Source organism: Kitasatospora gansuensis (genome assembly GCF_014203705.1).
Taxonomy (GTDB): Bacteria; Actinomycetota; Actinomycetes; order Streptomycetales; family Streptomycetaceae; genus Kitasatospora; species Kitasatospora gansuensis.
In genome coordinates this window covers 5,773,097-5,799,503 of record NZ_JACHJR010000001.1, presented here as the reverse complement: position 1 = coordinate 5,799,503, position 26,407 = coordinate 5,773,097, and the positions used below count along the sequence as shown (strand labels likewise).

At 71.3% G+C, this 26,407-nt stretch carries 40 protein-coding genes; 33 read left to right on the top strand and 7 right to left on the bottom strand.

The genetic code is table 11. The features are described from left to right. The first annotated feature begins 253 nt into the window (after positions 1-253). Positions 254-553, top strand: coding sequence for a DUF3303 domain-containing protein (locus F4556_RS26240; protein ID WP_184920211.1), 300 nt, complete (start codon positions 254-256; stop codon positions 551-553). A 199-nt stretch (positions 554-752) separates the two neighbouring features. On the opposite strand, the gene F4556_RS26235 is transcribed toward F4556_RS26240, so the two are convergent. The 3 genes from F4556_RS26235 to F4556_RS26225 form a co-directional block, all read right to left on the bottom strand. After that, entirely contained in the window at positions 753-2,030 is a 1,278-nt protein-coding gene (locus F4556_RS26235; RefSeq protein WP_184920209.1) for a hypothetical protein, read from the bottom strand. A gap of 78 nt (positions 2,031-2,108) precedes the next feature. Then, the gene (locus F4556_RS26230; protein ID WP_184920207.1) at positions 2,109-2,288 is read right to left on the bottom strand and encodes a hypothetical protein; all 180 of its coding nucleotides are present in this window, start codon (positions 2,286-2,288) and stop codon (positions 2,109-2,111) included. A 112-nt stretch (positions 2,289-2,400) separates the two neighbouring features. Continuing rightward, positions 2,401-2,925, bottom strand: coding sequence for a helix-turn-helix domain-containing protein (locus F4556_RS26225; RefSeq protein WP_184920206.1), 525 nt, complete (start codon positions 2,923-2,925; stop codon positions 2,401-2,403). A 190-nt stretch (positions 2,926-3,115) separates the two neighbouring features. Here F4556_RS26225 and F4556_RS26220 point away from each other — a divergent pair, with 190 nt between their 5' ends. The 14 genes from F4556_RS26220 to F4556_RS26155 all read left to right on the top strand — a co-directional run bounded on the left by F4556_RS26220 (position 3,116) and on the right by F4556_RS26155 (position 9,208). Further along, the gene (locus tag F4556_RS26220; protein WP_313068639.1) at positions 3,116-3,322 is read left to right on the top strand and encodes a helix-turn-helix domain-containing protein; all 207 of its coding nucleotides are present in this window, start codon (positions 3,116-3,118) and stop codon (positions 3,320-3,322) included. Beyond that, complete coding sequence (locus F4556_RS26215; RefSeq protein WP_184920202.1) at positions 3,319-3,567, top strand: helix-turn-helix domain-containing protein; 249 nt, start codon at positions 3,319-3,321, stop codon at positions 3,565-3,567. Before F4556_RS26220 ends, F4556_RS26215 begins: the two co-directional genes overlap by 4 nt. A 101-nt stretch (positions 3,568-3,668) precedes the next feature. After that, on the top strand, positions 3,669-4,001 hold the full coding sequence (locus F4556_RS26210) for a hypothetical protein (protein ID WP_184920200.1): 333 nt from the start codon (positions 3,669-3,671) through the stop codon (positions 3,999-4,001). Next, a complete protein-coding gene (locus F4556_RS26205) occupies positions 3,998-4,462 on the top strand; it encodes a hypothetical protein (RefSeq protein WP_184920198.1) in 465 nt (154 codons plus the stop codon). The genes F4556_RS26210 and F4556_RS26205 overlap by 4 nt, the downstream gene beginning before the upstream one ends. After that, positions 4,459-4,599 carry a hypothetical protein gene (locus tag F4556_RS26200; RefSeq protein WP_184920196.1) on the top strand — a complete coding sequence of 47 codons (141 nt, stop codon included), beginning with the start codon at positions 4,459-4,461 and terminating at the stop codon, positions 4,597-4,599. The genes F4556_RS26205 and F4556_RS26200 overlap by 4 nt, the downstream gene beginning before the upstream one ends. After that, positions 4,596-5,234, top strand: a complete 639-nt coding sequence (locus F4556_RS26195; RefSeq protein ID WP_184920194.1) for a hypothetical protein — start codon at positions 4,596-4,598, stop codon at positions 5,232-5,234. Before F4556_RS26200 ends, F4556_RS26195 begins: the two co-directional genes overlap by 4 nt. Before the next feature lie 86 nt (positions 5,235-5,320). Further along, entirely contained in the window at positions 5,321-6,202 is an 882-nt protein-coding gene (locus F4556_RS26190) for a hypothetical protein (protein WP_184920192.1), read from the top strand. Positions 6,203-6,213: 11 nt separating this feature from the next. Next, complete coding sequence (locus F4556_RS26185) at positions 6,214-6,498, top strand: hypothetical protein (RefSeq protein ID WP_184920190.1); 285 nt, start codon at positions 6,214-6,216, stop codon at positions 6,496-6,498. Positions 6,499-6,715: 217 nt separating this feature from the next. Continuing rightward, positions 6,716-6,931: a hypothetical protein gene (locus F4556_RS26180; protein ID WP_184920187.1), complete on the top strand. Its 216-nt coding sequence runs from the start codon at positions 6,716-6,718 to the stop codon at positions 6,929-6,931. A 3-nt stretch (positions 6,932-6,934) separates the two neighbouring features. Beyond that, positions 6,935-7,147 (top strand): hypothetical protein, encoded by a 213-nt coding sequence (locus tag F4556_RS26175; protein ID WP_184920185.1) that lies wholly within the window; start codon positions 6,935-6,937, stop codon positions 7,145-7,147. A gap of 2 nt (positions 7,148-7,149) precedes the next feature. After that, the gene (locus tag F4556_RS26170) at positions 7,150-8,133 is read left to right on the top strand and encodes a C1 domain-containing protein (protein ID WP_184920183.1); all 984 of its coding nucleotides are present in this window, start codon (positions 7,150-7,152) and stop codon (positions 8,131-8,133) included. A gap of 83 nt (positions 8,134-8,216) precedes the next feature. Further along, entirely contained in the window at positions 8,217-8,795 is a 579-nt protein-coding gene (locus F4556_RS26165) for a hypothetical protein (RefSeq protein WP_184920181.1), read from the top strand. 24 nt (positions 8,796-8,819) lie between these two features. Then, entirely contained in the window at positions 8,820-8,978 is a 159-nt protein-coding gene (locus F4556_RS26160) for a hypothetical protein (RefSeq protein ID WP_184920180.1), read from the top strand. Between the two features lie 20 nt (positions 8,979-8,998). Next, the gene (locus F4556_RS26155; protein ID WP_184920178.1) at positions 8,999-9,208 is read left to right on the top strand and encodes a hypothetical protein; all 210 of its coding nucleotides are present in this window, start codon (positions 8,999-9,001) and stop codon (positions 9,206-9,208) included. A 114-nt stretch (positions 9,209-9,322) separates the two neighbouring features. Here F4556_RS26155 and F4556_RS26150 read toward each other — a convergent pair whose 3' ends face one another. Beyond that, on the bottom strand, positions 9,323-9,919 hold the full coding sequence (locus F4556_RS26150) for a hypothetical protein (RefSeq protein ID WP_184920176.1): 597 nt from the start codon (positions 9,917-9,919) through the stop codon (positions 9,323-9,325). A 332-nt stretch (positions 9,920-10,251) separates the two neighbouring features. Then, a complete protein-coding gene (locus F4556_RS26145; protein WP_184920174.1) occupies positions 10,252-10,473 on the bottom strand; it encodes a hypothetical protein in 222 nt (73 codons plus the stop codon). Between the two features lie 227 nt (positions 10,474-10,700). On the opposite strand from F4556_RS26145, the gene F4556_RS26140 reads away from it, so the two are divergent. Beyond that, positions 10,701-10,877 (top strand): hypothetical protein, encoded by a 177-nt coding sequence (locus F4556_RS26140; protein WP_221503701.1) that lies wholly within the window; start codon positions 10,701-10,703, stop codon positions 10,875-10,877. Further along, positions 10,877-11,161, top strand: a complete 285-nt coding sequence (locus F4556_RS26135; RefSeq protein WP_184920172.1) for an HNH endonuclease — start codon at positions 10,877-10,879, stop codon at positions 11,159-11,161. Before F4556_RS26140 ends, F4556_RS26135 begins: the two co-directional genes overlap by 1 nt. Positions 11,162-11,288: 127 nt before the next feature. Here F4556_RS26135 and F4556_RS26130 read toward each other — a convergent pair whose 3' ends face one another. After that, positions 11,289-12,059, bottom strand: coding sequence for a hypothetical protein (locus tag F4556_RS26130; protein ID WP_184920170.1), 771 nt, complete (start codon positions 12,057-12,059; stop codon positions 11,289-11,291). A 68-nt stretch (positions 12,060-12,127) separates the two neighbouring features. On the opposite strand from F4556_RS26130, the gene F4556_RS26125 reads away from it, so the two are divergent. From F4556_RS26125 to F4556_RS26065, 13 genes are all read left to right on the top strand, one after another. Beyond that, positions 12,128-12,649 carry a phage terminase small subunit gene (locus F4556_RS26125; protein ID WP_313068634.1) on the top strand — a complete coding sequence of 174 codons (522 nt, stop codon included), beginning with the start codon at positions 12,128-12,130 and terminating at the stop codon, positions 12,647-12,649. Between the two features lies 1 nt (position 12,650). Next, positions 12,651-14,315 (top strand): terminase large subunit domain-containing protein, encoded by a 1,665-nt coding sequence (locus F4556_RS26120; RefSeq protein WP_184920160.1) that lies wholly within the window; start codon positions 12,651-12,653, stop codon positions 14,313-14,315. Between the two features lie 22 nt (positions 14,316-14,337). Then, complete coding sequence (locus tag F4556_RS26115; RefSeq protein ID WP_184920158.1) at positions 14,338-15,792, top strand: phage portal protein; 1,455 nt, start codon at positions 14,338-14,340, stop codon at positions 15,790-15,792. Next, entirely contained in the window at positions 15,782-16,762 is a 981-nt protein-coding gene (locus F4556_RS26110; protein ID WP_184920157.1) for a VG15 protein, read from the top strand. The genes F4556_RS26115 and F4556_RS26110 overlap by 11 nt, the downstream gene beginning before the upstream one ends. A 49-nt stretch (positions 16,763-16,811) precedes the next feature. Then, a complete protein-coding gene (locus F4556_RS26105) occupies positions 16,812-17,333 on the top strand; it encodes a hypothetical protein (protein ID WP_184920155.1) in 522 nt (173 codons plus the stop codon). A gap of 28 nt (positions 17,334-17,361) precedes the next feature. Then, positions 17,362-18,315 carry a phage major capsid protein gene (locus F4556_RS26100; protein ID WP_184920152.1) on the top strand — a complete coding sequence of 318 codons (954 nt, stop codon included), beginning with the start codon at positions 17,362-17,364 and terminating at the stop codon, positions 18,313-18,315. Continuing rightward, complete coding sequence (locus F4556_RS26095) at positions 18,315-19,325, top strand: glycosyltransferase family 4 protein (RefSeq protein ID WP_184920150.1); 1,011 nt, start codon at positions 18,315-18,317, stop codon at positions 19,323-19,325. Before F4556_RS26100 ends, F4556_RS26095 begins: the two co-directional genes overlap by 1 nt. Beyond that, positions 19,322-19,717: a Gp19/Gp15/Gp42 family protein gene (locus tag F4556_RS26090; protein WP_184920147.1), complete on the top strand. Its 396-nt coding sequence runs from the start codon at positions 19,322-19,324 to the stop codon at positions 19,715-19,717. Before F4556_RS26095 ends, F4556_RS26090 begins: the two co-directional genes overlap by 4 nt. Position 19,718: 1 nt before the next feature. After that, entirely contained in the window at positions 19,719-20,036 is a 318-nt protein-coding gene (locus tag F4556_RS26085; protein ID WP_184920145.1) for a hypothetical protein, read from the top strand. 2 nt (positions 20,037-20,038) lie between these two features. Beyond that, positions 20,039-20,326 (top strand): DUF5403 family protein, encoded by a 288-nt coding sequence (locus tag F4556_RS26080; protein ID WP_184920143.1) that lies wholly within the window; start codon positions 20,039-20,041, stop codon positions 20,324-20,326. Further along, positions 20,323-20,748, top strand: a complete 426-nt coding sequence (locus tag F4556_RS26075; RefSeq protein WP_184920141.1) for a phage tail termination protein — start codon at positions 20,323-20,325, stop codon at positions 20,746-20,748. The genes F4556_RS26080 and F4556_RS26075 overlap by 4 nt, the downstream gene beginning before the upstream one ends. Positions 20,749-20,762: 14 nt before the next feature. Then, entirely contained in the window at positions 20,763-21,326 is a 564-nt protein-coding gene (locus F4556_RS26070) for a phage tail tube protein (protein ID WP_184920139.1), read from the top strand. A 68-nt stretch (positions 21,327-21,394) separates the two neighbouring features. After that, a complete protein-coding gene (locus F4556_RS26065; protein ID WP_184920136.1) occupies positions 21,395-21,733 on the top strand; it encodes a phage tail assembly protein in 339 nt (112 codons plus the stop codon). On the opposite strand, the gene F4556_RS26060 is transcribed toward F4556_RS26065, so the two are convergent. After that, positions 21,685-21,954 (bottom strand): hypothetical protein, encoded by a 270-nt coding sequence (locus tag F4556_RS26060; RefSeq protein WP_184920134.1) that lies wholly within the window; start codon positions 21,952-21,954, stop codon positions 21,685-21,687. The two genes, F4556_RS26065 and F4556_RS26060, sit on opposite strands and share 49 nt — an antisense overlap. Between F4556_RS26060 and F4556_RS26055 the strand changes: the two genes are divergently transcribed. The 3 genes from F4556_RS26055 to F4556_RS26045 are packed head-to-tail and all read left to right on the top strand — an operon-like array spanning position 21,949 to position 26,396. Continuing rightward, positions 21,949-22,116 carry a hypothetical protein gene (locus F4556_RS26055; protein ID WP_184920132.1) on the top strand — a complete coding sequence of 56 codons (168 nt, stop codon included), beginning with the start codon at positions 21,949-21,951 and terminating at the stop codon, positions 22,114-22,116. The two genes, F4556_RS26060 and F4556_RS26055, sit on opposite strands and share 6 nt — an antisense overlap. Positions 22,117-22,148: 32 nt before the next feature. Then, the gene (locus F4556_RS26050) at positions 22,149-25,472 is read left to right on the top strand and encodes a phage tail protein (protein ID WP_184920130.1); all 3,324 of its coding nucleotides are present in this window, start codon (positions 22,149-22,151) and stop codon (positions 25,470-25,472) included. A gap of 6 nt (positions 25,473-25,478) precedes the next feature. Further along, entirely contained in the window at positions 25,479-26,396 is a 918-nt protein-coding gene (locus tag F4556_RS26045) for a phage distal tail protein (RefSeq protein ID WP_184920128.1), read from the top strand. Positions 26,397-26,407: the final 11 nt, after the last annotated feature.

The following is a 26,407-nucleotide window of genomic DNA, read 5'->3' as shown; positions in this document are numbered from 1 at the left end:
GCAGTGCGTGGCTGTTGCAGCAAGCGGGCTGGAGAGGCCCGGTGGGGGCAACTGGATGCACCCGGAGTTGGCTCAGACGGCTGCCTGGTGACCGACAGCCGGACGTAGCACCGCCAGGAGTCGCGGCAGCACTGATGGAGGACGAGATGTTGCCGCCTCTGCCGCCCGAGGCGGGCCTGAGCGGGACGTCACCAAGTCCAAGCGAGCACGGTCAGAACCGTGCCGGTCGTGGTGCACGGAAGGAGCGAGTGCAATGAGGGTCATGCTGAGAGCCCGCCTCGACACCCAGGCCTCGAACGAGGCGATCAAGGACGGCACACTGGCGAAGATCGTGGAATCGATGATCGAACGGCTCAAGCCCGAAGCGGCCTACTTCGGCCCCGGGGAAGGCGGCAGGCACTGCACCTTCGTCTTCGACATGCAGGACAGCTCTCAGCTCCCCAGCATCGCGGAACCGCTCTTCCAGGAGCTCGGCGCGGAGTTCGAGGTTCAGCCGGTGATGACTGCCGAAGACCTGAAGAAGGGCCTTGCGGCTTGGCAGGCGCAGAGCTGACCGCTGGGACCGCAGAAACATCGAAGCCCAGGCCGGGATTTGCATCCCGACCTGGGCCTTCGGCGTATCTGCACTGCTCTGAGGGGTGGGCGCAGACGGTTTCGAACCGCCGACATCCGCCTTGTAAGGGCGGCGCTCAGACTGCCTGTCACCTGGCAAGTCGTCACCTTCGAAGATCATTTAGTGGAAATTTAGGGGATCAACTCTGTTCCCAGATCCGGTCCCACCCGAGCGTCGCCATCGCCTTCTCGAAGATACCCTGCAGCCCCGCCAGGCGCTCGATCCTCGACTCCACGGTCGGGTGCTGATACACCGCCTTGATCCCGGCTCGGACATGACCGGCCTGCTCGTAGGCCAGCGGCTCCGCCACCTTCAACTCGGCCTGCAGCGAGTCGTGCAGGTGCCGCAGGAAGTCCATCGTCAGGCCCGGCACGATCGGGTCCCAGCCCTCCCGTGGGCGGTGCCCCTTCACCTTCGGCAGCGGCTCCCGGCCGTCCGCGCCAGGCCTCATCACCTGCCGGCCGAAGTTGGAGTTCCGCCACCACACCCCGGAGCGCGTACAGAACAGCGTGTCGATGTGCGCTGGCAGCCGTGCCTCGTGCTCGTCGAGGAGGGCATCGAGGAATGGCGGAACGTCGATGTCCCGCAGCGAGCCGTCGGTCTTCACCGGCTCCAGACCGAAGAATATGGGGCCCTTCTTCCCCGTCTTCGGGTCGCGAATCTGATACTCTGCCACCTCATCACGGACCATCAGCGTCGGGCAGGTCCAGATCCCGCCACGGTGGGCCTCTTCCCGGGTGCCACGGCTGGCCCGGATGAAGGCGATGCCTTCTCCCCAGCGTGGGCCCAGGAAGCCGGTCGTCAGCACGTGCATGCCGTCCAGCGGACCGACCCGGCGAGCCAAGAGCAGCACCTGCTCGGGAGTGGCTGGCGCCTTCGACTTGGCGGCCTGCTTGACCTGGTTCTTGGCCTTGATCGCCGCCGTACGTGAACGGCGGCGCCCGGCGAGAGGGTTGGACTCCAGCTTCTTCGCGTCCACCGCGCCGGTCAGCATCTGCGACATGATCGTCAGGCACTTCGAGGCGGTTCCGTCGTCGGCGGCCTCCCCCACGCGGTTGGCCCAGTTCTCTGCGTCGAACCAGTTGATCTGTCGCAGCGGAACGTGCTCCCATCGGGGCAGGATGTGGGCCTCCAGCTTCTCCCATCGGGTCGTGGTGGTGCGCCCGCGCGGCGCCTTCTCCCCCATCCACTCCCGGGCCCACGTCCCGAACTGCAGGGTCGCGAGATCAGGGTCAATCCAGGTACCGGCCTTGACCTTCGCCTCCTCGGCGTTGCCCCAGTCCTTCGCCTTCCTCAACGTTGGGAAACCGGGCTTGAAGCCGCGGTTGCCATCGGGCTTGATGTAGACGCATCTCCAGCTGAATTGCTTGGTCTTCTGGCCGTTCCTGACCTTGTAGACCTTCTCGGCAGTTGCCAAGGTGATGACCCCCTTGGTGGGGGCGGGCGCCCACGACACCGCAGGCACCCGCCAGTTGGACTGGGTGTGCAGTGTGGGTTACGCGCTGGGGAAGAGATCGAGGAGCGTGCGGTCAGCGCGCAGACGCTGCTCGAACCGGGCTGCAGCAGCCTCGGTCACGCGGGCGGCGTTCAACAGGACGACCGGGCCAAGCCCGGGACGCCGGACGACGGCCACTGGGTCGTCGGTGGATAGCATGATGACGCGCTCGATCCGCATGCGCGGAGGCCCCCTACCTGTGTTGGGTGACCCCCCTCGCAGGTGCTGACATCCTTCCACACTCTCACTCAGAGTGCGTGGAATTGTGCTCGGCGTGTCGTCAGCACGCGCCCTACTGGGCATCCTCCGCGAAGATCTCGCGGGCAGCTGCCTGGAGCTTCGCCCACTTCCGAGCTTGGGCCCGCCGCTGGGCCGGCGTCATGTCCGGCCGCTCGCCGCGCTTCCAGATCATCACCACTTCGGACGGCTCGTCGCCGTCTTCGTCGCCGAGCTCCACGACGTCGGAGTCGACTACGGTCCCGCCGAGCAGGGCCAGCTTCACTCGCTCCGTCAGGTCGTCGAGGAACTCGTCTGCCTCCGAGCGCGGCGCCGTGGTTGTGCCCGGCCGGCTTGGTGCCCTCACCCGACTCGGGTCCCCCCCGCCGAGAACGGACTCCACGGACGTGGGCGCCCAGCCGAGCGCGGCAGCGACCACGCGATGTGACAGCTGGGGGGCGTCGTAGGACCGGCCTCGTTCGATCCCTTGCACGGCACTGCGGCCTACGCCAGCAGCTTCCGCGAGGTCGAGCTGCGACATCCCGGCAGAACGGCGCGCGTCTCTCACCGCACCGCCGAAGCGCACCCAGTCCAAGTCCATGGCCACATCATGCCCCATTCCGTGCAACCAACGGCACCCAGATCAAGCCTTTTGACCTGCGCTTAAGGCTCACGAAGGGGGCGCACGGGTTGCATGGTGCGCTCATTGCTTGTTCAGCGAGCGTGCATGGGTGTGGTTCAAGCGAGCCTAAATGCTTGCTCAGTGAGCCTTGCTGTGATTCTCTTCTCTTGTGACACCGAACGGCTCCGCAATCCGAAGCCTCCGCAGGGCTCGCGGAATGAGCCTTCGGCAGCTCTCCGTCATCACTGGCTACAACCGGGGGTACCTCTCGCGAGTCGAGCGACGCCTGGCCGGCGCCAGTGACCACACACTTCGCGGCATCGCCGAGGCACTTGAGGTGCCCGTTGCAGCCATCAACAGAGAGGAAGCGCCGTGACCGAGCTCGCCGAGCCCCCGGTTCTTACTGCCGCCGACCGGCTCCGGCTCTACACGCCGGAGGAGGTGATCGGGATGAAGCTCCTCGCGCACAGCGTCCGGACCCTGAAGGACCTCGCCTACGCCAGGGAGATCCCGCACACGAGGAGTGCCGGGAAGGTCATGTTCCGTCTCGACCACATCTTGAAAATCCAGCTGGCCGGTGACGTCGACCCGGCCACGCGCGGCCAGCGTCACGCCGCCTGACCGACCCCAGACATGGGTCGGGCCGCCCCTCTGGCGCCAAACCAGGGACGGCCCGAGGCCCACCGAGAACACCATCCCGATCAACGAGAAGGAGGCAGGCCGTGATCCACGAGCCTACCGCGAAGACTGCACCGCACCCCCTCCGGGCGTCGGCCGGTCCGCTGACCGCCGCGCTCACCCTCGCCCGGATCTTCCCCCACCTGGCGGCGACCAGCATCGAGGCCACCGGCCGGCAGCTGACCATCCGTCTGCACCACGCCGACGCCGAGGCGTTCGGCGCGTGGGTGGACGAGCTGGGGCTGGACATCATGCCGCCGCTGCGGTTCCAGCTGCACGACGAGCAGCACGAGCGCCTGGAGGCGTTCGGCGAGTACGCCGAGATGCGCGTCCGGGTCTACGCCCACCCCGACCGTGTGCTGGCGGTGGCCGCGTGATCGCCAACGGCATGGACCAGCGCCACACCCAGTACGTCGCCGCCCTGGCCGCCGCGTCGCGGCTCCTGGCGACCATCTCCCCGCAGCCGACCAGCATCGAGATCAGCTGCCACACCTACTCGCCGGACGAGGTCGACATCCGCGGGTACGCCCACCTCGACCTCGCGGCGCTGCGGGTCTGGCACAGCCAGCTCGGCGGCGAGCTCACCTTGAAGCCCCGCTCCGACGGCCGGGAGTACTGGGAGCTCGTCCTGTCGATCGCCGACATCCCGGTGGTGCTCTGGACGCTGCTCGACCGGCCGGAGCCGCTGCCGGTCCGGGTGATCGATGAGAGCGCCGAGACCGCCGTGATGGAGCGGTGGATGCGGGAGCACGGGGACGACCCGACCGACTGGGCGCCGGACGTGCACAAGGCGTACGCCGCGACGATCGCGCACATGCGGTCCGGCGGTGAGCTGTGAGCTGGCTCCTGTTCTTCGCCGTCGTGATCCTCCTCGCCCTGGCCGCGGCCTGGTCGGAGGACCGCATCACCGAGCGCCGGCGCGAGGCTGAGCGCACCGCCCCCGCCCGCTTCCCCCGCCAGAAGGGCAGCAAGTGAGCACCGACACCCGGGAGTTCCCGGTCCTCATCGAGTCCACCACGGTCACCCGAGTCTGGATCGAGGCGGCCACGCACGCCGAGGCCCTGCGTTACGTCGCCGGTGAGCCCTGGGAGTTCACCAGCCGCGGCGACCAGGTCGACGCGCTGTGCAGCATCGGGACGCGCATCGCCACCGAGGACGACCACATCTGGTTGGACCCTGCCGAGGACGAGGTGCTCGGGCCGCCGCCGTGGTGCCCGGTCTGCGGCTCCCCGCACTCCACCGGCACCGAGCTGCGCCACGACATGGACTGCCCGGCCCGGCCCCGGTACGCGCCCGGGCCGCTCCACCCCGGGGTGAAGCCCGCCGCCGCCCAGCTGGCCCACTTCTACCGGCGGCTCATGCTCGAGGCCGACGGCTGGTCACTCGAAGTCGACCGCAACCACATCACCATCACCATCAGCCCGGCCGACGACACCGAGTGGACCGCCTGGGTGCAGATCACCGGCGTTGACCCGAAGCGCATCCGGCAGCTGCAGACCTACCGCGCCGCCAGCGGCGAGCTCGGCCAGGCCGACTACCGCACCGCAGTCCGCACCACCTTGATCGGCCTGCGCCCGGCCGGCGCCGCCAAGGAGAGCGCCGCCACCTAACCATCAGCCGCCCGGGGCGGAGAGGCACCAGCCTCCGCCCCGGGCCACCAGCCCCCATCCCTCGCACCACTGGAGACAACCACACCGTGGCCACTGACCGTCCCGACCGCATCCAGTCCGTCCGGAACGCGTGGATCAACGCGCTCCGCGACGAGACCCTGCGCATCAGGACACCGGAGATGGCCAGGGTCGCGCACGTCGGACACATGATCGCCACGTACGCGGACGCCGACGGCGGCAACGCCTTCCCCGGCCAAGACACCCTCGCCGCCCTCGTCGGCGGAACGGACGAGGCCGTCGCCCGGGCGGTGAAGGTACTCGTCGCGGTCGGTGTGCTGCGGCAGAAGCGGCGGCCAAACGCCTCTGCGATGTACCAACTGCTCATGCCGGTGGGGCGGCAGCTCGACTGGGAAACGCACATGCACCTGTACACGGAGACTCGGCAGAAGCGGGCCCGGGAAGCTCAGAAGGCCCGGATCGCCGAGGAGTTGATGGCGTCCCGGACGCCGTCCCAGGACGGTATCCGGACACCGTCCCAGGCGGGGTTTCCGGACACCGTCCTAGGCGGGGTTTCCGGATCCCGTCCCAGGACGGGATCCGACGGTCCGGAACCCGTCCTAGGACGCCCCCGGAACCCGTCGCAGGACGGGTTCCGGACACCGTCCCAGGCGGGGGGTACCAGTACACCTACCTACGGTAGGGACCCAGAGAACCACCACACACCGGTCGGCCTTTCACATCAGCCACAGGTCCGCGCGCGCGACGATCCTGAAAACGATCATCCCAGCCCTCAAGCACAGCCGGAACGTGCGATCGCTTGTGAGGTCCCGGGCTGCCGAGGCGGCATCGGACTTGCCTGCACCGGCACCGGCCCCACCCTCCGCGTGAAGCCCCAGTCCCACCCCTCGCGCATCGACGCCTGGCACCAGCGCCAGCACCAACGCCGCCAGCCCACTGACGCCGCCTGAACGGAGCACCCATGCCCACCACCCCGCTGCTGTTCGTCACCCTCGACGGCGTCAACTGGCCCTTGGTATCGTGCCGCTGGGTCCGCTACTTGCCCAACGGCTGTGCCACCGGCAGCAGTTACGGCACCAGCGCCACCGACGCCGCAGCGGCAGCCGCGCACTTCACCCCGGCCGCCCGGGACCGCGCCCGGGAGCACCGCCGCGGCGTGATCTACCGCCTCGTCAGCCCCGACGAGTGGACCGCCACCGTCCGCGCCTGCCTCCTCGGCGAGTGCACCCACCAGGCCGCCGCCTGATGGCCGCCCGCCCCCGCCCCGCACCCACCGGGTTGTTCGGCTGGACTCCCAAGCAGCGACCGCCCGAGTGGGCGATCCCCTGCCCTGTCCCGAACTGCTGCGCCCGGCCCAACGCGTCTTGCCGCACCCCCATGGGTCGAACCCTCGCCGCTGGGAGCCATCCCACCCGCCTGGACACATGGCTCGTCCAACAGGCCACCCAGCCCCGGAGGATCCCGTGACCACCACCCGCCCCCGGGTCGGCCGGACCCCGCTGACCGCCGCCACGACGTCACCCGCCGCCCGGGCCGCGCTCGCCGGAGTCCTCCTGGAGGAGCTCGGCGACTACGCCGCCGAGGCCACCGGCCGGATCCTGCACCAGCTGAACCGCGACGGCTGGCACATCACCATCGACCCCCGCGCCGACGTCCACCGACCGCCCCAGGAGCGCTGACCCGTGGCTTACACCCGCGCGTACTCCAGATCCAGCCGTACCGGCGGCCGGCACTTCACCATCGCTCTCACCTGCGGCTGCTCGCTCCTGCTCCGCAACCCGCCGATCTCCCGGCAGGTCGAGCTCGGGTGCCCGTCCGGGCTGGGGCACGGCTACCGCCTGACCTGGTTGTCCTGGACCAACACCCTGACCGGCGCCCACAGCGCCAACTCCTGACCGTGGACCGGCAGCCCGCCGCCGACCTGCCGGACCGCTGCCCGCACTGCTGGTGCGACGACTGCGGTGGGCTGCTGACGGAGCACACCGCGACCGGCTGCAGGTGCGAGGACTGCACCGCCATCCCGGCGTACGCCTGCGAGCGCTTTGTGCCGCCGCCCGAGCCGACCGGCAGGCCGAGGACGACCGCTCACCCGCTGACGCCCCGTCATTCACTCACTGACGCCCGCCAACACCACCTCGAGGAGCTCCCGTTGACCAGCGCGCCCACCACCCCCCAGCAGCACCTCCGCCACATCGCCACCCACTGGACCGACCTCCGCGACCTCCTCACCACCCGCCCCGCCGACACCTGGCCCCCCACCATGGGCATGCAGCACTACGGGCCCGACGAGGACGCCCTGGTCGCTTACCAACAGACCGCCGCCGTTGAGCACGCCGAGCGCACCGCGGCGGCCCCGGGCGTTCGGCCGGCACCCCTCCGCGTCTCCGTGCTCGACACGATCACCGTGCTGGAGACCCAGCTCCTCGAGCTGGCCGACCAGATCGCCGGAGCCGTGCAGCGGCCGGCGTTCACCATCCGCAGCGCGTCTCCGCTGGACGAGGTTGCCCGCTCAGTCGCGCTGATGGGTGCGCGCGACGCTGCCGACCCGAGGAGGTGGCGCTTCAACATGACCCCGAACCGGGACGGGCAGCACGCCGCGTCCTGGCTCGCCGACCGCCTCACCGGCCCCGCCGGACCGTTCCGCGCCCTCAACGACACCGAGCACGCCCAGGTCTCCACCGTCGCCCGCTCGGTCCGGCGCCGCTTCGACAGCGCGCTCGGCGACGCACCGCGCCGCTCCCCGACCGGCCGAGAGTGCGACTGCGGCGGCAAGTACGACGTCGTCGCCCACGCAGGCGGAGCGGACGCGGCAGTGCAGTGCGACCGATGCGGAACCGGCTTCACGGTCGCCTCCCTCCTCGACCGGATCACCGCAGCCTGACGTACCCGTTGGCCCGCCGGCCGACAACTGGCGGGCCAACCGCACCTGTTCACCGCACTGAACACCACCATCAGGAGCATCCCGTGACCCCGACCGTCGGCACCCTGTACGACACCCAACTGCACGGCCTCCCCGGCCTCGACGGTTGGACCCTCGCCGCGTTCTCCACCCTCCTGGACACCGACGGCCGCACCGCTCTGCTCTCCGTCCGATCCCGCCCCGGCCAGGACCAGTTCTTCGCCACCGGCACCCTCACCCAACTGCCCCGCGACGACAGGCCGGTGATCACCGGCCTGATCACCACCGGACTCCGGCCCACCCGCATAGTTCTGACCAGCACCGTCAGTACGTTCAGCAACCCGGACGCGGTCGCCCGGGCCGCTTCCACCGCGCTGCACGCCCTCGCCCCGCACATCGCCGCTGCCCGCCCGGACGAGCCCCTCGGTGTCGAGGCAGTGCCCGCGCTGGAACGCGAGATCGCCGATGCCGTCCTGCACCGCGAGCTGGCGGACACCGCACTGAACGCCCGCAACACCCTGCTCCAGCGGATCGGCAACCGTGTTCAGCCTGCTGTACTGGTCGCCCGCACGGGGCTGTCGAAGGCGTCCATCTCGGCGCTCACCCGATCCGGCGACGCGGGCGCGGCTACCCGGTCGGCCTGACCTGGGACGGCCAGGATGGTCGTCATGGACGACTGCACCGCCACCGGCACCACCCAGCTCGACGGCCAGACCTACGCCACCATCTGCAACCTGCCCGCTGGCCACCCCGGTGACCAGCACGAGGACACCGTCCTGGGTGAGTGGGTGCAGGGTCTCACCAGTATGGATTTGAGAGGATCTTGACGAACTGTCAGGCTTCCTCCATGTCGAACAATGCGCTCGAAGCTGCCACGTTGGAGTACACCAAGTCCGAGGAAGCCCTCCAGGAGCTGCACCGCAGCCACCCGAACGGCACCCTGACGCCCGCGCTCGCCGAACCCCTGGAGAGGCGCAACAAGGTGGCCAGGGAGCGGTACGCCGCGGAGCTCAAGAAGGCTGGCCACGCTGTCCCTGGCGGCCTCCTCGGCCACTGAGGTTGACGGATCGCCACCGGGTGATCCAAACTGACCCCAAGTTCGGCGTGCCCGGACACAGAACCTCACGAGAGCCCCGCAGCCGAGCAGCAGCCGCGGGGCTCTCGCCATTCCCTAGACCTCGTCCGTGCAGAGCAACTCGCCGTTCTCGTCGAGACTCCAGCCCACACCAGCTGAGTCTTTGAAGGTCAGCATCGGCCGAGAGTTCGCCAGCGTCGTCTCCGACAGCGCCGAAGACACAAAATGGAACCGCCGACCGGGCCCCACCAGGTCGACCGGGGACGTTCGCTGCTGGCCGCGCGTCTGATACGGCTGAGCTGGGTGCACCTCAATGGCGTGATTCGCATGGTAGGCACCGAACTTCACGGCGACATCCCGCACCGGCCCGCCGCTGTTGTTCATGACGTCAGCGATCGTCGTCCCGGAGCCCGGTTGGACCGCCAATCTCATCTGACGGGCCTGCTCGCTCTTGCGCGCATCAGCCACGGCTGACAGCTCCGCCCGTTCTGCCGCCATGGTGGCCACCTGATCAGTCATCAGGGTCCGCTGATCGGCGATGAACGCCCGCTGTTCCGCAAGCGCCTGCCGCTGGTCCTCGACCTGCTCCTTGAGCTTTCCGAACGACCTCACCGCGAACACCCCGGCCACCGAGGCCGCGACGACGCCGCACCATGTCGGGGCATCGCCCCAGTCGATCCCTGCCAGATTCATGGCAGCACCCTAGACCCGGCCTGCCGCTCATCCTCCGGCGGCGGGCCGCACCAGACCAGCGACGCGGACCAGCTGACGCAACGTCCGGACAACGCAGACCACGCACCTGCCCGCACCGCCGCTCAGTACGGCACCCCTTCCCAGTCCGTGTCGCCCCGGTACCAGAACCGGCGACCGAACTCGTACTTCTCGCTCGGCCGCCACGGCGGATCGTCCGGCCGCGCCTCCTAGACGCTGTACAGCCCGTACCTGGGGTTCAGCCAAGGTACGTGCGATGGGGACCATGGACCGATCGCCCGTACCTTGGCTGAACCCAACCGAGGCAACCCGGATTACCCCTTATCCGCTTCGTGCTTCACGATGGCGTCCAGAGCGAGTGCCAGAGACGGCCAGTCACTGCCGCTGCTGCGCATGAACGACTGCCCATCTCGCTGCACGTAGTACTCCTCCTTGCCCCACTGTCCCGGGCTGAAGACAGCGGTGTAGACGGTGCCGTTGACCGTCACCGTCCATTCGTCCCCGACCTTGATCCACTGAGGCGTATCGCTGCCCATCACAACCTCCGTTGCCGATCGATGCGTCCGGCCAGTCTGGCGGGCAGGACCGGCAGATACCAAGATCGGGTGATGGCCCGTTTTGCACGGATCTTGGCTGTGCCCCTACCTGGGCGAGAACAGCCACAGCGCGAACTGGTCGTCACGGACTCCCCCCTGCCGGTAGCGGTGCGGGCCGCCCATCAGGTACGCGATCACCTGACCAGCATCGCGCGCTGGAGGCGACCATGCACGGGCACATCCACCCCGTGGACGACTCGGTGGAGCACGACACCAGCACCACCGAGGCGACCTGTGTCTGCGGACCGCGGGTCCAGCCCGTCGAGCGAGACGACGGTTCGGTCGGCTGGCTGATCGTGCACCACTCCCTGGACGGACGCGAGCGGCGTGAGGGGGCGAGCTGATGACCTGGTCCACGAGCAACCGCAGGTCCCGCCTGCCGAAGGACTGGCCCGCGATCCGGGCCCGCATCCTGACCCGCGACCGCCACCGCTGCTACCGGTGCGGCAGGCCCGCTACCGAGGTCGACCACAAGCAGCGCGGCGACGACCACAGCGACGCCAACCTCGGTGCGATCTGCACACCCTGCCACCGCACCAAGAGCTCGCGCGAGGGCGGCCAGGCGACCCGGTGGCGCCGCCCGCCCCGGCGCCGGCGCCCCGACGAGCGCCACCCGGGCCTGCGCTGAGCACCTGACCGACCGCCTGGGGGTGGGGGGGATGCCCCTCCCCCCGGCCTCGCCGCCCGCTACGCGTATAGGTGCTCGCCATCTGTACGGGTCTGGGAGTCCCGGCCCCCCGGACCCGCAGTGAGGACTACCGAGCCTGAGCAGCGACCGTCTGCCAGAGCGCTAGGTCGTCTGCCCCATCCCGCCACTGAACGTACGCAAGGCTTTTGCCCATTGCCGCTGTTCGCTCGTTGGCGAGCTGCCGGACCCGCCCCCTCGGCTCACCCATGTTGCTGACAAGGACCACCGCTGAGAAGTCGCTATTGGCCATTTGTTCCAGCACCCTGCGCAGCCGGACCGAATCGAACACGGAGTCCGGGTCGCCGTACTTGACCACGACGGCAACTGACTTGTCCTGCACTCGGACCACGAAGTCGGCAAGCGAGTCCCTCACAGGCGTCAAGGTGGCACCAGGCGGCAAGGCAGCAGTGAGACTGTTGCGAATTACCACGTCGTACGCCGCTCGCGCGAGGCTAACCAGCTGAGGGTCCTGGCGAATCCGAGGATCGTAGGTCGCAGCAGTATCAACGACCGTAAGAGCTTGCTCGGGCGTGCGGGCCGCCTCGACCTCTTCCTTCACCTGCTCGCGCTGCTCCCAGCCGATCTGGCCCGACGCCAGCTCCACCGAGGTGATCCTGCGACCAACAACGCCAATGAGCACGAGAAATGCCCCAATCGTGATCAGCGCCGTCGGGCCTGCCTCGACATCGCGGGTGAACACGGCGTACGCGCCAGCCGCCAGCATCGATGTACCCAGGACAGAGAGAACCCAGCGGGCCCATCGGGGGTACATGCTGGCATCCGGGCCAGCACCACCCTCTTGCCGAGCTGCTCGGCGGTTGGAGAACCAGGGAGTCATGACGGAACCCTAGTTCAGGCGATCGAGCTGATCTGACGACTGATCAAAGCAGTACTGATCCTTGGGAGGTGATTGCTGTGGCCGGCATCGGCCCCGCCCCGAAGGACCCCGCCTCCCGCGCCCGCCGCAACAAGGGCCCCACCCCGCAGACCGTCCTGCGGTTCCAGCACGCCGAAGCCCCCGAGCTGCCCGACTTCCGGATCAACGCCGGCGGCGACGACGGCCTGGTCGAGTTCGTCTGGCCCGAGCGCACCCGCGAGTGGTGGGACACCTGGGTCGCTTCCCCGCAGGCCGAGCACTTCGCCAGCACTGACTGGGAGTTCCTCCTCGACACCGCCTTGATCCATGCCAAGGTGTGGAACGGCGACACCGCCGCAGCCCCCGAACTCCGGCTCCGGGTCGCCAAGTTCGGCGCCACGATGGAAGACAGGGCCCGCCTGCGGATGGCGTTCGCCCAGGCGGACGAGGCCGACGACGGCAAGGGCTCCTCGGGAGCGGCCGCGGCCCGCGAGCGGTACGCCAGGCTCCGCGTGCTCAAGCCCGGCGAGCCGGGCCCGCCGACCGCGACGGAGGTTCCTCCCGGGGGGTGACATGCCCTGGCGTGGACCGTCCTACCCCGGTGAGCTGCCCACCCTCGGCTATCAGGTGCTCGGCTGGATCGGCGAGAACCTGATCGTCCCCGACGGCCCGGCCGCCGGCGATCCGCTCTACTTCACTGACGAGCAGGCCCAGTTCGTCCTCCAGCTCTACGCGATCAACCCCACGTTCGCCGGTCCGGCGATCCGCGGCCGGGCGCTGAACAACGGCCGCCGGATCCGCCGCGGGGTGCTGTCCCGCCCGAAGGGCTGGGGGAAGTCGCCGATCCTCGCGGCGCTGTGCCTGGCCGAGGCGCTCGCCCCGGTCGTCCCCGACGGCTGGGACGCCGACGGCGAGCCGGTCGGCCGCGAGTGGACCTCGCTCGGGTTTAAGGCGAAGGTGCAGCTGGTCGCGGTCTCCGAGGACCAGACGGCGAACACCTGGGACCCGCTGCTGGAGATGGCCCGAAACGGCCCCGTCGGCGACAACTACGACATCGAGCCGATGGAGTCGTTCGTCAACGTGCCCAGGGGGCGGGTCGAGTACGTCACCAGCTCGGGCACCAGCCGCGAGGGTTTCCGTCCGGTGTTCTCGGTGATGGACCAGACCGAGTCCTGGACACCGTCCAACGGCGGCCGCAAGCTCGCCGCGACGATCCGCCGCAACCTCGGCAAGGTCAACGGCTGCTCGGTGGAGACGCCGAACGCGTTCATCCCCGGCGAAGGCTCCGTGGCGGAGCGCTCGTTCGAGGCGTGGAAGAAGCAGAACGAGGGCCGCCTCAAGCTGGACGAGGGCCTGCTGTTCGACCACCGCGAGGCCTCCGCCGACACCGACCCGGCCGACGAGGCGTCACTGCTGGCCGGGCTGGCGGAAGCCTACGGGGGCTCGGCGGACGCGGCCGGCGGCTGGGTGAACCTGCGCCGCCTGCTGGCCGAGTACTGGGACCCCGACACCGACCCACAGGACGCCCGCCGCTACTACCTCAACCAGGTCACCCACGCCACCGACTCCTGGCTGTCCCAGCCGGAGTGGGCCGCGTGCGCCGAGCCGGACACCGTCGTCGCCGACGGCGACACCATCGTGCTCGGCTTCGACGGCTCCCGGCGCCGCAACCGAGGCGTTACCGACGCGACCGCCCTGATCGGCTGCCGCGTCTCCGACGGCCACCTCTTCGAGATCCGGGTCTGGGAACAGCCCGACGGCCCGGCCGGAGTGAACTGGCAGGTGCCCGTCGCCGAGGTCCTGGCCGAGGTCGACGCGGCGTTCGCCCGCTGGGACGTCGCCGGGATGTACGCCGACCCCGCCAAGTGGGAGTCCCACCTGGTCGGCTGGGAGGCGAAGTACGGCAAGCAACTGCGGGTCAAGTCCTCGGCCCCGCACCCGATCCACTGGTGGATGACCGGCGGCCGGGCCCTAATGATCGTGCGCGCCACCCAGGCCTTCCACGACGCGGTCACCGACGGCGAGCTCACCCACTCAGGTGCCTCGGCGCTGACCCGGCACATGCTCAACGCCCGCCGCCGCGAGTCCCGTTCGGGCATCCAGATCGGCAAGGAACACCCCGACAGCCCCCGCAAGATCGACGCGGCGGTGGCCTCGATCCTCGCCTGGCAGTGCCGCCTGGACGCCATCGCCAAGGGCGCCACCAAGAAGGACCGAACCGTCCTCATCCTGCGCTGAACCGGAGAGGGGGTGGTCCCTGGTGGTCACCCTCGTGGCGTCCGACCAGCTCACCGCCGAGGAACGCCGGGTCCTTGACCGGCTGTGGCAGCGCCTGCAGAACTCCCGCACCGCGCCCGTCCACGAGGGCGGCCTGGACGTGCTGGGGCGCTACTACGACGCCGACCGGTACATGCGCTCGATCGGCCTCAACGTGCCGCCCGGGTACGAGAGTCTGCAGACCGTCATCGCCTGGCCGGCGCAGGCCTGCGACACCATCGAGGAGCGCCTGGACATCGAGGGGTTCCGCGCCTCCGCCACGGACGCCCCGAGCTCGGACCTGTGGGACCTGTGGCAGGCCAACGGCCTGGACGAGGGCTCACAGATGGCCCACCTGGACGCCCTCAACTACGCCCGCTCGTACGCGGTGGTCGGCGCCGACGTCTTCGGCGACCCGGTCATCACGGTGGAGTCGCCGCTGTGGATGACCCACGAGCGTTCCGCTGCGACGCGGCAGGTCACCGCGGCCGCCCGGTTCGTGCAGGCCGCCGAGGAGGTGGACCTGCCGCAGTACCGGCAGGCCGGCCGGGTGGCGGCCGCCACCCTGTTCCTGCCGGGCATGACGATCCAGCTGATCCGCGAGCCGGACGGCGGCGCCTGGGTGGTGCTGGACCGCTCCGCGCACGACATGCCGCTGATCCCGGTGGTGCCGCTGGTGAACCGGCCGCGCATCTCCGACCGGTCGGGCCGCTCCGAGATGCTGCGGGTGATCCCCGTCGCGGATGCCTGCTGCCGGGCCCTGACGAACCTGCAGATCGCGACCGAGTTCCAGGCCGTCCCGCAGCGCTATGTCCTCGGCGCGACTCGCGAGGACTTCCAGGACGCGGCCGGCAACCAGATCCCGGCCTGGGAGGCCTACCTCGGCAAGGTCTGGGCGCTCGCGAACGACCAGGCGAAGGCCGGGCAGTTCCCGGCCGCCGAGCTCCGCAACTTCGATGTCGCGATCACCGTCTACGGCAAGATCGCCGCGTCCCTGCAGGGCGTCCCGCTGTCCTACTTCGCCGCCGGCGCGGACAACCCCACCTCCGCGGACAGCATCCGGGCCGAGGAGGCCCGGCTGGTGAAGAACTGCGAACGCCGGATGCGCGCGTTCTCCGGCGCGTGGGAGCAGGTCATGCGCCTGGCCCTGTGGATCACTTACCGCGGCCAACTCCCCTCCGGGCTGGAGCGCCTGGCCACCGTGTGGCGCGACCCGTCCACCCCGACCATGGCGGCCAAGGCCGACTACGTGTCCAAGATGGTCGCCACCAAGGTGTTCCCGTCCACGTACGGGCCCGAGGCGCTCGGGCTGTCGGTCGCCGAGCAGGACCGGATCACCGAGCTGTGGCAGGAACAGGACCCCTCTGCCCGCCTGGCCGCGTCCCTGGACCGCGCCACCCAGCTGCCCGCACCGGCGCCCGCGCCGACTGCCGCCGAGGTGGCCGTCGGTGGCGGCTGACCGGATCGGCGCGCTGGTGAACGGCCACCGCATCGCACAGGGGCGCCTCGGCGCCCGCGTCGCGGCCAAGGTCATGTCCTCCTGGCGGCGCCGGATCCGCCCGCTCGCCCCCGCCGCCTCGGCTGGCCCCTGGCTCACCGAGGCCCTGGCGGACGTGGCCGTCCACCGCGCCGAATCCGAGCAGCTCGCCGGGTCCTACCTGCGGCTGCAGCGCGCCCTGGCCACCGGTCACACCCTGCCGCCGCTCACCGGCGGCCCGCCGGAGCGCACGGTGCCGCTCGGCGCGCTGTGGTCGGACTACGCCGAACTGTCCGGCACGCCCCACCGGCCCGAACCGGATGACGACGAACCGGTGGACGTCGACGAGGACTTCGAGTGGCCGGACCTGGACGAGGAGTCGATGGACGCCGCCGCCCGCACCAGCCTGTGGGTGACCGGCCCCGTCCACGCCGAGCGCCGCCTGGCAGAGGCGGAGGACGACCGGGCCCGGGGGCGCCTGGACGACGCAGGGTTCCTCGCCGAGCTCGACCAGATGATGGCCGCCGCCTCCTCGACCGCCGCCGGCGCCGCCGACCGCGAAGTCCTGCGCGGCGGACGCGAGCTGGTCAAGCAGGCCACCGCGCGGGACAAGCGGGTGATCGGCTGGGCCCGCGTCACCGACCTCGACCCGTGCGCGTTCTGCGCGATGCTCGCCTCCCGCGGCGCGGTCTACAAGAGCCGCGACATCGCGGTGCTGGCCGGCGGCGACGTCAGCAACCTGGACGACCTGACCAAGTACCACGACATGTGCCACTGCCAGATCGTCCCCGTCTACTCCCGAGACGGGTGGATGCCGGAGCAGTCCGGGGGCTGGCGCGACCTGTGGTCGGAGTCCACCAAGGGCCTGTCCGGCCAGGCCGCCCGCCGCTCCTTCGACCGGGCCGTCGCGGCCCGGAGCCGCTCCCTGCGCCGCCGCAGCAGCGGACGCTGACCAACTCTCCCGGCAGGTCCGGGACTTCACCCTGCCCTGGAGGCGCCCCATGACCACACCGGCCCCGACCCCGCCGCCGGTTCCCCCCGTCCCGCCGGTCCCCGCTCCGGCACCGCCCGGGGTGCCGTCCGCCGAGGAGCTGGCCGCGCTGCCCGACTGGGCCCGCGCCCACGTCGACACCCTGACCTCGGAGACCACCCGGGCCCGCGAGGAGGCCGACGCACGGGCCGTCGAGCTGCGCGACCTCACCACCAAGTTGAGCGGCATGCAGGACCCGGCCGTCGCGGCGGCCGCGATCCGGGAGGCCGCCGACAAGCTCGCCGCCACCGAGGCCCAGCTCACCCGCGAGCGCCTGGGCCGCCAGTACAAGCTGCCCGACGCCCTCGTCTCCCGTATCCAGGGCGCGGACGCGGCCGCGATGGAGGCCGACGCCCAGGCCCTGGCCGCCTTCGCGCCCGCCCCCGGCGTGCGCCTGCCAGGCCCCGACCCGCTGCAGGGCGGCGGGCAGCCCGCGCCGCTCAGCCCGCAGGACCAGTTCGCCCAGCTCATCACCAGCGCCCTCAACAAGTAGCGCCCGAAGCCCATTTGGAGGGCCAGTCATGGCGGAACCCGTCAAGCTCAGCAACATCAACGCGACCCTGCTGCCGCCGACCATCACCGAGCCGATCTTCAACCGGACGGCCGAGACGTCGGCGGTGATGCAGCTCGCCCGCCGCATCCCGCTGTCGATGACCGCGCAGACCGCCATCCCGGTCAGCATGGACATTCCCCAGGCCGGGTGGGTCAACGAGGGCGGCTCCAAGCCCACCGGTACCGAGTCGATGAACGTCAAGACGATGGCCGGCAAGAAGGTCGCCGTGCTCGTCCCCGTCTCCGAGGAGGTCGCCCGCTCCAATGCGGCCGGCCTCTTCACGCAGCTGCAGCAGGACCTGCCCGTCGCCCTCTCCCGGGCCTTCGACCTGGCCGCGATCCACGGCAAGTCGCCCTCGGGGGCGGCCGGCCCGTTCGACGACTACCTGGCCGAGACCACCAACTCGGTGGTGCTCGGCACCGCCACCAAGGCCAACGGCGGCATCTGGAAGGACCTCGTGGACGGCGAGGCGAAGGTGATCGACGACAACTACGACGTCACCGGCTACGTCGCTGACCCGCGACTGCGGCCGATGCTGCTGGGCGCCACCGACACCAACGGCCGCCCGATCTTCGTGGACACCGCCGCGTCGCTGGGCCCCGGCGCGGCCGGGTCCCGCTCCCTGCAGGGCGTCCCGATGGCCTACTCCCGGGGGATCTCCGGCAAGCTCGTGCGAGCCTCCACCAGCACCGACACCGGGCTGCGGATGATCGGCGGGGACTGGTCGCAGGCCGCGTACGGCGTCGGCATGGACATCACCATGAAGCTGTCCACCGAGGCGAACTACAAGGACGCCGACGGGAACTGGCACTCGGCGTTCCAGGAGAACCTCGTGCTGCTGCTGTGCGAGGCTCACTTCGGGTTCGTCATCGGCGACGAGAACGCGTTCGTGAAGTACACCGGCACCCCCGGCGGCAGCTGATGGGCCGTCCGCTGCGGGTGGTCGCCCGGGTGCACGGCTACCCACCCACCCACAACGCGGGCGCCGAGTGGATGCTCCACACCCTGCTGCGGGCCCTCGCCGAGCGCGGGCACGCCGTCTCGGTGCACCTGCACCGCTACGGCGCGATGCCCGGCCGCTACGACCTCGACGGCATCACGGTGCACCCGCTGGAGAGTCGGACCACGTTCGTGGACGCGGGCCGGGACGCGGACGTGCTGATCGGCCACCTCGAGGGCGCGGCGGCCGCCGTCGCCTTCGGCCGGGAGTGGTCGGTGCCCTCGGTGGTGCTGGTCCACAACACCCACCCCGCCTCGTTCGACGACGCGGCCGGCGCCGGCCTCGCGGTCTACAACGCCGAGTGGACGGCGGACGAGGCGGGGGAGCACTACACCTCCGCCGAACTCCCCGTGCCCGCGCATCTGGTGGTGCGGCCGCCGGTGCTGGCCGTCGACTACGCCACCACCCCCGGGGACCGGGTGACGCTGGTCAACCTGAACGAGTCCAAGGGCGGCGCCCTGTTCTGGGAGTTGGCGGAGCGGATGCCGGACCTGGAATTCCTCGGGGTGCAGGGCGCCTACGGCGACCAGGTCGTCCCCGGTCACCTGCCGCCCAATGCCGTCGTGCTGCCGCAGCAGGCCGGCGCCATGATGCGCGACCAGGTCTACGCCCGCACCCGCCTGCTGCTGATGCCCTCGGCGTACGAGAGCTGGGGCCGGGCCGGAGTGGAGGCGATGGCCTCCGGCATCCCGGTGATCGCCCACCCCACCCCCGGCCTGGTGGAATCTCTCGGCGACGCCGGCCACTTCGCCGACCGCAACGACCCGGACGCCTGGGAGAAGGCCATCCGGCGCCTGCTGGAACCCAAGACGTACGCCGCAGCGTCGGCCGCAGCGCTGGCCCGCTCCGCCGAGCTCGATCCGGCCGCCGACCTCACCGCTTGGTGCGAGGCGGTGGAAGCACTCGCCAAGCCGGGGGAGGAGGCTTCGTGACGGCAACTGTCGCCCAGGTCAAGGCCCTTGTTCCGCAGGGCACCGAGCTGACCGACGAGCAGATCCTCGCGCTGATCGGCATGGCCGAGCTGTACCTGTTCGCCCGCTACCCGGCCCTGCCGGGCCGGATCGCGGCGGGCACCATCACGCAGGACACCGTCGACTTGGTCGAGGCGTCCATGGTGGCCCGCATCGCCCGCAACCCCGAGGGGCTGCGGATGGAGATGGACGGCGACTACCAGTACCAGCTGTCCGCCGCCGCGGCCGCCGGCTACCTCACCCTCCTGCCCGAGGAGAAGGACATGATCACGGCCGGAACCGGGGCGTTCACCATCACCCCGTACTCCGCCCGCACCGTCACCGTGCCCGGCGGCGACCCGAGCTGGTGGTGACGTGGCGTCGCTGCTGGACCGAGGGCCCGACACCGTCACCGTCTACCCGGCCGGACCGGTGAAACCGGACGGCACCCGAGGCCCCGAAGGCGCGCCCGTCACCCTCAAGTGCCGGGTGCAGCCCTCCACTTCGCAGGAGGCCGCCGAGCTCGGCTACCTCGACAACACCCTGTACCGGGTGCTGGCCCGCTCCCTGCCCGCCGGACCCTGGTCCCGGCTGACCTGGGCCGGGCGGGACTGGCTGGTGGTGGGCGAGCCCAAGCGGCACAACGGCTCGGCCCGCACCCGGCACGACACCGCCCTGATCCGCCGGAGGTGACCGTGGCCCACCCCGACCCCCGCGCCGTCAACTCCCGTATCGCACACCTGCCGTCGGTCCGCCGAGCGGTGCGGGCCGAACTGGAGGAACGGGCGGCCCGGGTGCAGGCGGTGGTCGCCGCGCACACCGCGACCGGGGCCCTGGCCGCCTCCCTCAAGGTCGTCACCGACCGCGTCGACTCCACCGTCTCCATCGCCGACCCGGCGGTCCTGGCCATCAACTACGGCCACCACGCCCCGGACGGGACCTGGGTCGAGGGCATCCACGCGATCGAGGCGGGGATCACGTGACAGTGCCCCTGCCCGACACCGACGCCCTGGTGCGCGGCGCGCTCGCCGCAGGCCTGGCCGCCACCGGCGCGCAGGTGTTCACCCTGTGGCCGGACGACTGGACGAGCTGGCTGCCGCTGGTCGTCGCCCGCAGGGTGGGCGGCTCGGCCGTCGACCCGCGCGGCCTGGACGCCGCCGTCATCGACGTGCAGTGCGCGGCCGCCGACCGCAGCGCCGCCTCCCTGCTGGCCCGCCAGGCCGGCGCCGCGCTGTTCGACGCGTGCACCGCCCAGTGGCCAGACCCCGCCGCGGGCGGCTACCTCTCGCACTTCGGTGACGACGTGTCAGGCCCGGCCGAGATCCGCACCGGCAGCCCGGCAGCCGGGCCGGACATGTTCCGGTTCCAGGCGACGTACCGCGTCACCGCCCGACCCCTGACCTGATCTGGAGAACACCCATGACCATGAACGCCGCCGCCGCGATCATCCCCGGCACCGGCTACATCTACCTCGCCCCTGCCGACACCGCCAAGCCCGTCACCATCACCGACCCGCTCGCCCCCGGCTCGCCGTGGGTGAACCTCGGCCACACCTCCCGCGACAACATGCCGGAGTTCACCCGGGGAGGCGACAGCCCCACCACCCTGGGGAGTTGGCAGAACTCGAAGCTGCGGCAGACCAGCCCGGACGTCGAGTACGGGCTGACCTTCCAGTCGATCCAGGCCGACGCCACCAGCCTGCAGCTGTATTTCGGCGCCGGGCCCGAGGCGATGCAGGCCGACGGGTCGATCCGCATCCCCGTCCAGCCGGTCCCGCAGATCAAGGCCCTGCTGATGATCCTGGTCGACGGCTCGCACTACGTGCCGCTGTGGCACCCGCGCGTCTCCCTGCTCGGCTCCGACGCGGTCAGCCTGGACGCGGAGAACTGGTTCTCCCTGCCGATCGCCGGCACGTTCCTCGCCTCCAACCTGATCGGCGGCGCGATCGGCGAGTGGGCCACCGCCCTCGGCGCCGGATCCTGACCCCGCCCCGAACCAAGCCCCCGCCGCGCCCGCCCCTGGGCCGGACCCGACACCGAGAGGAGCCCATCGTGGGCGTCAGCCTGAACAGCCTCATGACCGAGGCGAAGACCCGCTACACCGACGTCGAGCTCGAACTCGCGGACGGCACCACCGCCCGCCTGCGCAACATCATGATGCTGCCCGACGAGGAACGCCGGGCCGCCCAGGACCTGGTCGCCAGCGTCGATGCGTCCAGCGACGAACAGGAGCAACTGGCCGCCGTCATCGAACTGTTGGTGGCCGTCGCGGAGGAGAGCGACGCGGTGCGGGCCGAGGTCAACGGCTGGCCGGCCGTCGCCCAGCTCATGCTGGTCGAGCACTACCTGGAGGCCACCCAGCTGGGGGAAGCCTCGCGCTCGTCCAACTGATCGAGGATCACGGCGGCGCCCTGCGGGCGGACCTGCAGGAGGTATACGGCCTGGACCTGGCCGACCTCTGGCGCGGCACCCTCGCCCCCCGCCGCGTCCTCGACCTGGCCGAGCACCTCCCGCCGGGCCGCCACCTGCCCGCCGCCCTGGCCGGCGGCCGCGCCCACTTCGGGTGGAACGCGCACACCCACCTGCTCGCCGACCTGGTCGAGGCGATGCACCTCACCGCCTGGACGATCGTGCAGGTCAAGTCCCGCCGCCCGGTGAAGCCTCCCGAGCGGCTGCCCCGCCCGGGCGACCGGCAACCGGCCCGGCGCCGGATGCCCGACCTCTCCCTCCACCCGAACGCCCAGCCGCTGCCGGAGAAGTACCGCAGCGGCTGACAGCTCCACAGCGGGTGAGGGGGTGATGGCCGGTGGCCGGATCCCCCGGCGGGCGCGAAGTCGACCGCCTCTCCATCAAGGTTCTGCCCGACACCTCCGGCTTCGCGGGGAAGCTGCAGACCTATCTCGACCGCGTCCAGCAGCGCGCCCAGCTCGACATCACCATCACGCCGGACACCACCGGCTTCGCCGAGCGCCTGGACGCCGCGCTCCGCCGGGCGGTCCAGGCTGCCGATGTCACGATCCGCCCGGTCCTGGACCGCCCGGCCGCCCGGCAGATCAAGGCCTACCTGGTCGCGCTCACCGAGCGCATCGACGTCCCCATCCGGCCGGTCCTGGACCGGGGCGCGGCCCGCGCGGTGGTCGCCTCCCTCGACCAGATCTACGACGAGATCCGGGTCCCGGTCGTCCCCCGCCTGGACAACGGCGCCCGGGCCCGGGTCAGCGCGGCACTCGACGCCCTCGGCCGCAACCGCACCTCCCGCATCGAGGTCCGCGCCGACTCCTCCTCGGCCCGCTCCGCGCTGAGCGGCCTCAACCCCGGCGCGCTGCTGCCGCAGGTCAACTCCCTTCGGGGTGCCCTGATCGCGCTCGGCACCCTCGGCGCGCCGGCGATCGCCTCCCTCGGGGTGAGCCTGGCCCAGATCGGCCCGGCCGCCCTGGTCGCAGTGCCCGGCGTTCTCAGCCTCGGCGGTGCGCTGTCCGCGCTCGGCCTCGGCGCGATCGGGGTCGGCCCCGCGCTCAAGGCAGCGTTCGCTCCCGCCGCCGGTGGCGGCGCCGCGGCGGCGTCCACCGCCAAGCAGGTCGCCGCCGCGACCCGCCAGCTCGCCGACAGCAAGGACGCCCTGGCGCGCACCACGCAGGAGGCCGCCGCCCGGGTGGTCCGCGCCAACCGCGACATCGGGGACGCCGAGCGCAACCTCGCCGACGCCCAGCGCTCGGCACTGCGCGCCCAGCAGGACCTCGACGACGCGCGGCGCCAGGCAGCCCTCGACTCCGAGGACCTCGCCGACCGCGTCACCTCCGGCCAGCTCGCCGAGCGCTCCGCCGCGCTCCAGCTCGCCGACGCCACCGACGCGCTGAACGCCGCCCGGCAGCAGCCCGGCCAGCAGCGGCAGCTGGACGAGGCCCAGCTCGCCTACGACGAGGCCGTCCAGTCGCTGCGCGAGCAGCAGAAGGAGAACCGGCGGCTCGCCGACGAGCAGGCCGCCGCCGCCCGGGCCGGAGTCCAGGGCGCCGCCCAGGTCGCCGCCGCCCAGGACAAGGTCGCCGCCTCGGCCCGCGACGTGGGCGACGCCGAGCGCGACGTCGCCGACGCCCGGGAGAGCGCCGCCCAGGCCGCCCTCGACGGAGCCCGGCAGGTCGCCGACGCACAGCGCGCGGTCGCCGACGCTGCCCAGGCCATCGCGGACGCGTCCGCCGCCGGGAGTGGCGGGGCGGGAGGAATCGACGCGTTCGGCGCCGCGATGGCGAAGCTCGCGCCCTCCGCCCGGTCGTTCGTCCTCGCGGTCCGCGAGCTCGGCCCCGCCTTCCGCGACGTCCAGCAGGCCGTCCAACAGGAGCTGTTCGCCGGTCTCGACGCCGAGCTCAAGACCACCGCCGGCGCCCTGCTGCCGACCCTGCGCGGTGAGCTGACCGCCACTGCCGGAGTCCTCAACGCCATGGCGAAGGGCGCCGGCAGCGCCGCGCGGGACCTGGCCGGCAGCGGAGTGTTCGGCACCGCGCTGGCCGGTGCCACCACCGGCCTGCGCAACCTCACCGCGCTGCCCGGCCAGGTCGTCACCGGCCTGGTGTCGATCGGCGCGGCCGCCGCCCCGGCCTTCGCCCGCCTCACCCAGGGCATCGCCCAGGGCGCGGGCAGCCTCACCCAGAAGATCACCGATGGGCTGGCCAGCGGCAAGCTCACCGCCGCGATCGACCAGGCCCTGAGGCTCGGCAGCCAGCTGTTCGACGTCCTGGGCAACGTCGGCACGATCCTCGGCAACATCCTGGGCCCAGCCGCTGCCGCGGGAGGCGGGTTCCTCGGCGTCCTGCAGCAGATCACCGCCGAGCTCGGCCGCGTCACCGCCACCCCGGAGGTCCAGAGCGCACTCAGCGCCCTGTTCACCACCATCGCCGAGATCGGCAAGGTCGCCGCCCCACTGCTGGGCCAGGCCCTCGGGGTGCTCGGCCCAGTGCTCACCGCTCTCGGGCCGCCCGCGAAGGTCCTGATCAACGCGCTCGGTCAGGCACTGTCGCCGATCATCGCCGCTCTCGGGCCGCTGCTGCTGACGGTCGCTCAGACCGTGGGCGAGCTGGTAGTGGCGTTCGCGCCGCTGCTGCCGGTGATCGGGCAGCTGATTGCGGGCCTCGGCCCGGTCCTGGTCCCGATCGTGGCGGCGCTCGGCCAGGTCTTTGTGCAACTCGCCCCAGTGGTGGCCAAGGTCGCGGCGGTCCTCGCCGCCGTGCTCGCGCCGATCCTGGCGCAACTCCCCTCCATCATCGGCCCGTTGATGCAGGTATTCACGACCCTGACCGGCGCTCTGCTGCCCGTCCTTGGCGACCTGCTCACCGCGCTCGCGCCGTCGCTCCAGCAGCTGGCCACCTCGTTCGCCGAGGTGATGGTGGCGCTCGGCCCGCTGATCTCCCAACTCGCGGTGCTGCTGGGCGACTACCTGAAGATGCTGATGCCGATCCTGACCCCGATCATCGACACGGTCGGCAAGCTCGCGGGCATCTTCTCGGGCGAGCTGGCCAAGGTGGTGACCACCGTCGTGGTCCCCGCTCTGCGGACGCTGACCCAGCTCCTGAGCGGAGACGTGAAGGGCGCCTGGGAGTCCGGGAAGGAAGCGGCGAAGGGCTGGGGTGAGCACCTGATGAGGGTGTTCACCGAGCTGCCCGGCGAGATCGGGAAGGTCCTCGGCGAGCTGGCGATCAGCCTGTTCAACGCGGGCAACGACATCATCATCAGCCTGATCAAGGGCATCAAGAACAAGATCCCCGACGTGAAGGGGGTCCTGTCCGATCTTACGGACATGCTGCCGTCCTGGAAGGGCCCGCCGTCGCGCGACCGGCGCCTGCTCACCCCGGCCGGCCGGTCCATCATCGACGGCCTCATCTCCGGAATCACCGACCGGACACCGGCCGTGCGGAGCGAACTCCAGTCGCTCACCGGTGAGATCAGCGCCACCGCCCGCAGCAACATCACCACCCTGGCGGCGGGCCCGGCCACGCTCGCCGCAGCCACCACGCCAGCACCCCTCACGGGCCCGGCCGGGCCCGCGGTCAGCATCGGCACGTTCGTCGCCGAAGGCGGCCAGTCCCCGGACGCGATCGCCCGCAGCCTGCTGTGGGCGGCCAAGGGGAGGGGAAGGTGAGTCGGCTTGGCCGGTGAACTCATCACCACCGACGGCCAGATCCAGTGGGCAGGCCTGCTGCTCGGTGAACGCAGCCCGTACGCGGGCCGCAGCCTCACCGGGTGGCAGGACCTCCCCGACCTGGACGACGGCACCACCCCCCGAGCCCAGGAGCACGGCGCCTACCCAGGGCGCCTCCTGGCCCAACGGCGCGTCATCACCTTCGAGTTCGAGCTGATTCCCGAGAACCCGGCCGACGACGTGCTCTGGCCGCAGTACCTCACCGCCCTGCGGACCGCCACCGCCGTCCGCCAGGACGAGCAGCCCCTGGTGGTGCAGCTCGCCGGGCAACGGCTGCTCGCCTTCGCCCGGATCACCCGCCGCGCCATCCCCGCCGACCAGGCGTTCACCCGCGGCTACCCGGCCGGAGCGCTCCAGTGGGAGGCCAGCGACCCCCGGCTCTACGACGTCCTGCTGCAGAGCGCCGGCACCGGCCTGCCCGCCCCGGAATCAGGCCTGCCCTGGGGCAGCCCCACCGAGACCGGCCTGGCCTGGGGCAGCCCGGCGGAGACCGGCCTGGCCTGGGGCACATCAGGCTCCAGCGGAGACATCACCTGCACCAACTCGGGGACGGCCGACACGAACCCGGTGATCGAGATCACCGGCCCGGCGACCCGGCCGTCCCTCACCCGGCTCGCCGACAACACCGTCCTCGAGTACGACCTCGTCCTGACCGCCGCCGACACGCTGGTGATCGACACCGGGGCAGGCACCGTCACCCTCGGCGGCCAGTCGCGTATCGGCACCGCCACCAACCGCTCGGTCCCGGAAGGGCTGTTCACCCTCCCGGCCGGCAGCACCAGCACCATCTCGTTCCGCTCCGGCGACGCCGTGCCGTCCCCGTCCGCCGGCGCAGTCCTGCGCTGGCGCTCCGCCCACTGGTGACCAGGAGGACA

What these genes read in the sequence shown, in the direction of transcription:
- F4556_RS26240 (WP_184920211.1), top strand. Translation starts at nt 254, where the DNA reads ATGAGGGTCATGCTGAGAGCCCGCCTCGACACCCAGGCCTCGAACGAG.
- F4556_RS26230 (WP_184920207.1), bottom strand. Translation starts at nt 2,288, where the DNA reads ATGCGGATCGAGCGCGTCATCATGCTATCCACCGACGACCCAGTGGCC.
- F4556_RS26225 (WP_184920206.1), bottom strand. Translation starts at nt 2,925, where the DNA reads ATGGACTTGGACTGGGTGCGCTTCGGCGGTGCGGTGAGAGACGCGCGC.
- F4556_RS26185 (WP_184920190.1), top strand. Translation starts at nt 6,214, where the DNA reads ATGCCCACCACCCCGCTGCTGTTCGTCACCCTCGACGGCGTCAACTGG.
- F4556_RS26160 (WP_184920180.1), top strand. Translation starts at nt 8,820, where the DNA reads ATGGACGACTGCACCGCCACCGGCACCACCCAGCTCGACGGCCAGACC.
- F4556_RS26155 (WP_184920178.1), top strand. Translation starts at nt 8,999, where the DNA reads ATGTCGAACAATGCGCTCGAAGCTGCCACGTTGGAGTACACCAAGTCC.
- F4556_RS26150 (WP_184920176.1), bottom strand. Translation starts at nt 9,919, where the DNA reads ATGAATCTGGCAGGGATCGACTGGGGCGATGCCCCGACATGGTGCGGC.
- F4556_RS26145 (WP_184920174.1), bottom strand. Translation starts at nt 10,473, where the DNA reads ATGGGCAGCGATACGCCTCAGTGGATCAAGGTCGGGGACGAATGGACG.
- F4556_RS26140 (WP_221503701.1), top strand. Translation starts at nt 10,701, where the DNA reads ATGCACGGGCACATCCACCCCGTGGACGACTCGGTGGAGCACGACACC.
- F4556_RS26135 (WP_184920172.1), top strand. Translation starts at nt 10,877, where the DNA reads ATGACCTGGTCCACGAGCAACCGCAGGTCCCGCCTGCCGAAGGACTGG.
- F4556_RS26130 (WP_184920170.1), bottom strand. Translation starts at nt 12,059, where the DNA reads ATGACTCCCTGGTTCTCCAACCGCCGAGCAGCTCGGCAAGAGGGTGGT.
- F4556_RS26120 (WP_184920160.1), top strand. Translation starts at nt 12,651, where the DNA reads ATGCCCTGGCGTGGACCGTCCTACCCCGGTGAGCTGCCCACCCTCGGC.
- F4556_RS26105 (WP_184920155.1), top strand. Translation starts at nt 16,812, where the DNA reads ATGACCACACCGGCCCCGACCCCGCCGCCGGTTCCCCCCGTCCCGCCG.
- F4556_RS26100 (WP_184920152.1), top strand. Translation starts at nt 17,362, where the DNA reads ATGGCGGAACCCGTCAAGCTCAGCAACATCAACGCGACCCTGCTGCCG.
- F4556_RS26095 (WP_184920150.1), top strand. Translation starts at nt 18,315, where the DNA reads ATGGGCCGTCCGCTGCGGGTGGTCGCCCGGGTGCACGGCTACCCACCC.
- F4556_RS26070 (WP_184920139.1), top strand. Translation starts at nt 20,763, where the DNA reads ATGACCATGAACGCCGCCGCCGCGATCATCCCCGGCACCGGCTACATC.
- F4556_RS26055 (WP_184920132.1), top strand. Translation starts at nt 21,949, where the DNA reads ATGCACCTCACCGCCTGGACGATCGTGCAGGTCAAGTCCCGCCGCCCG.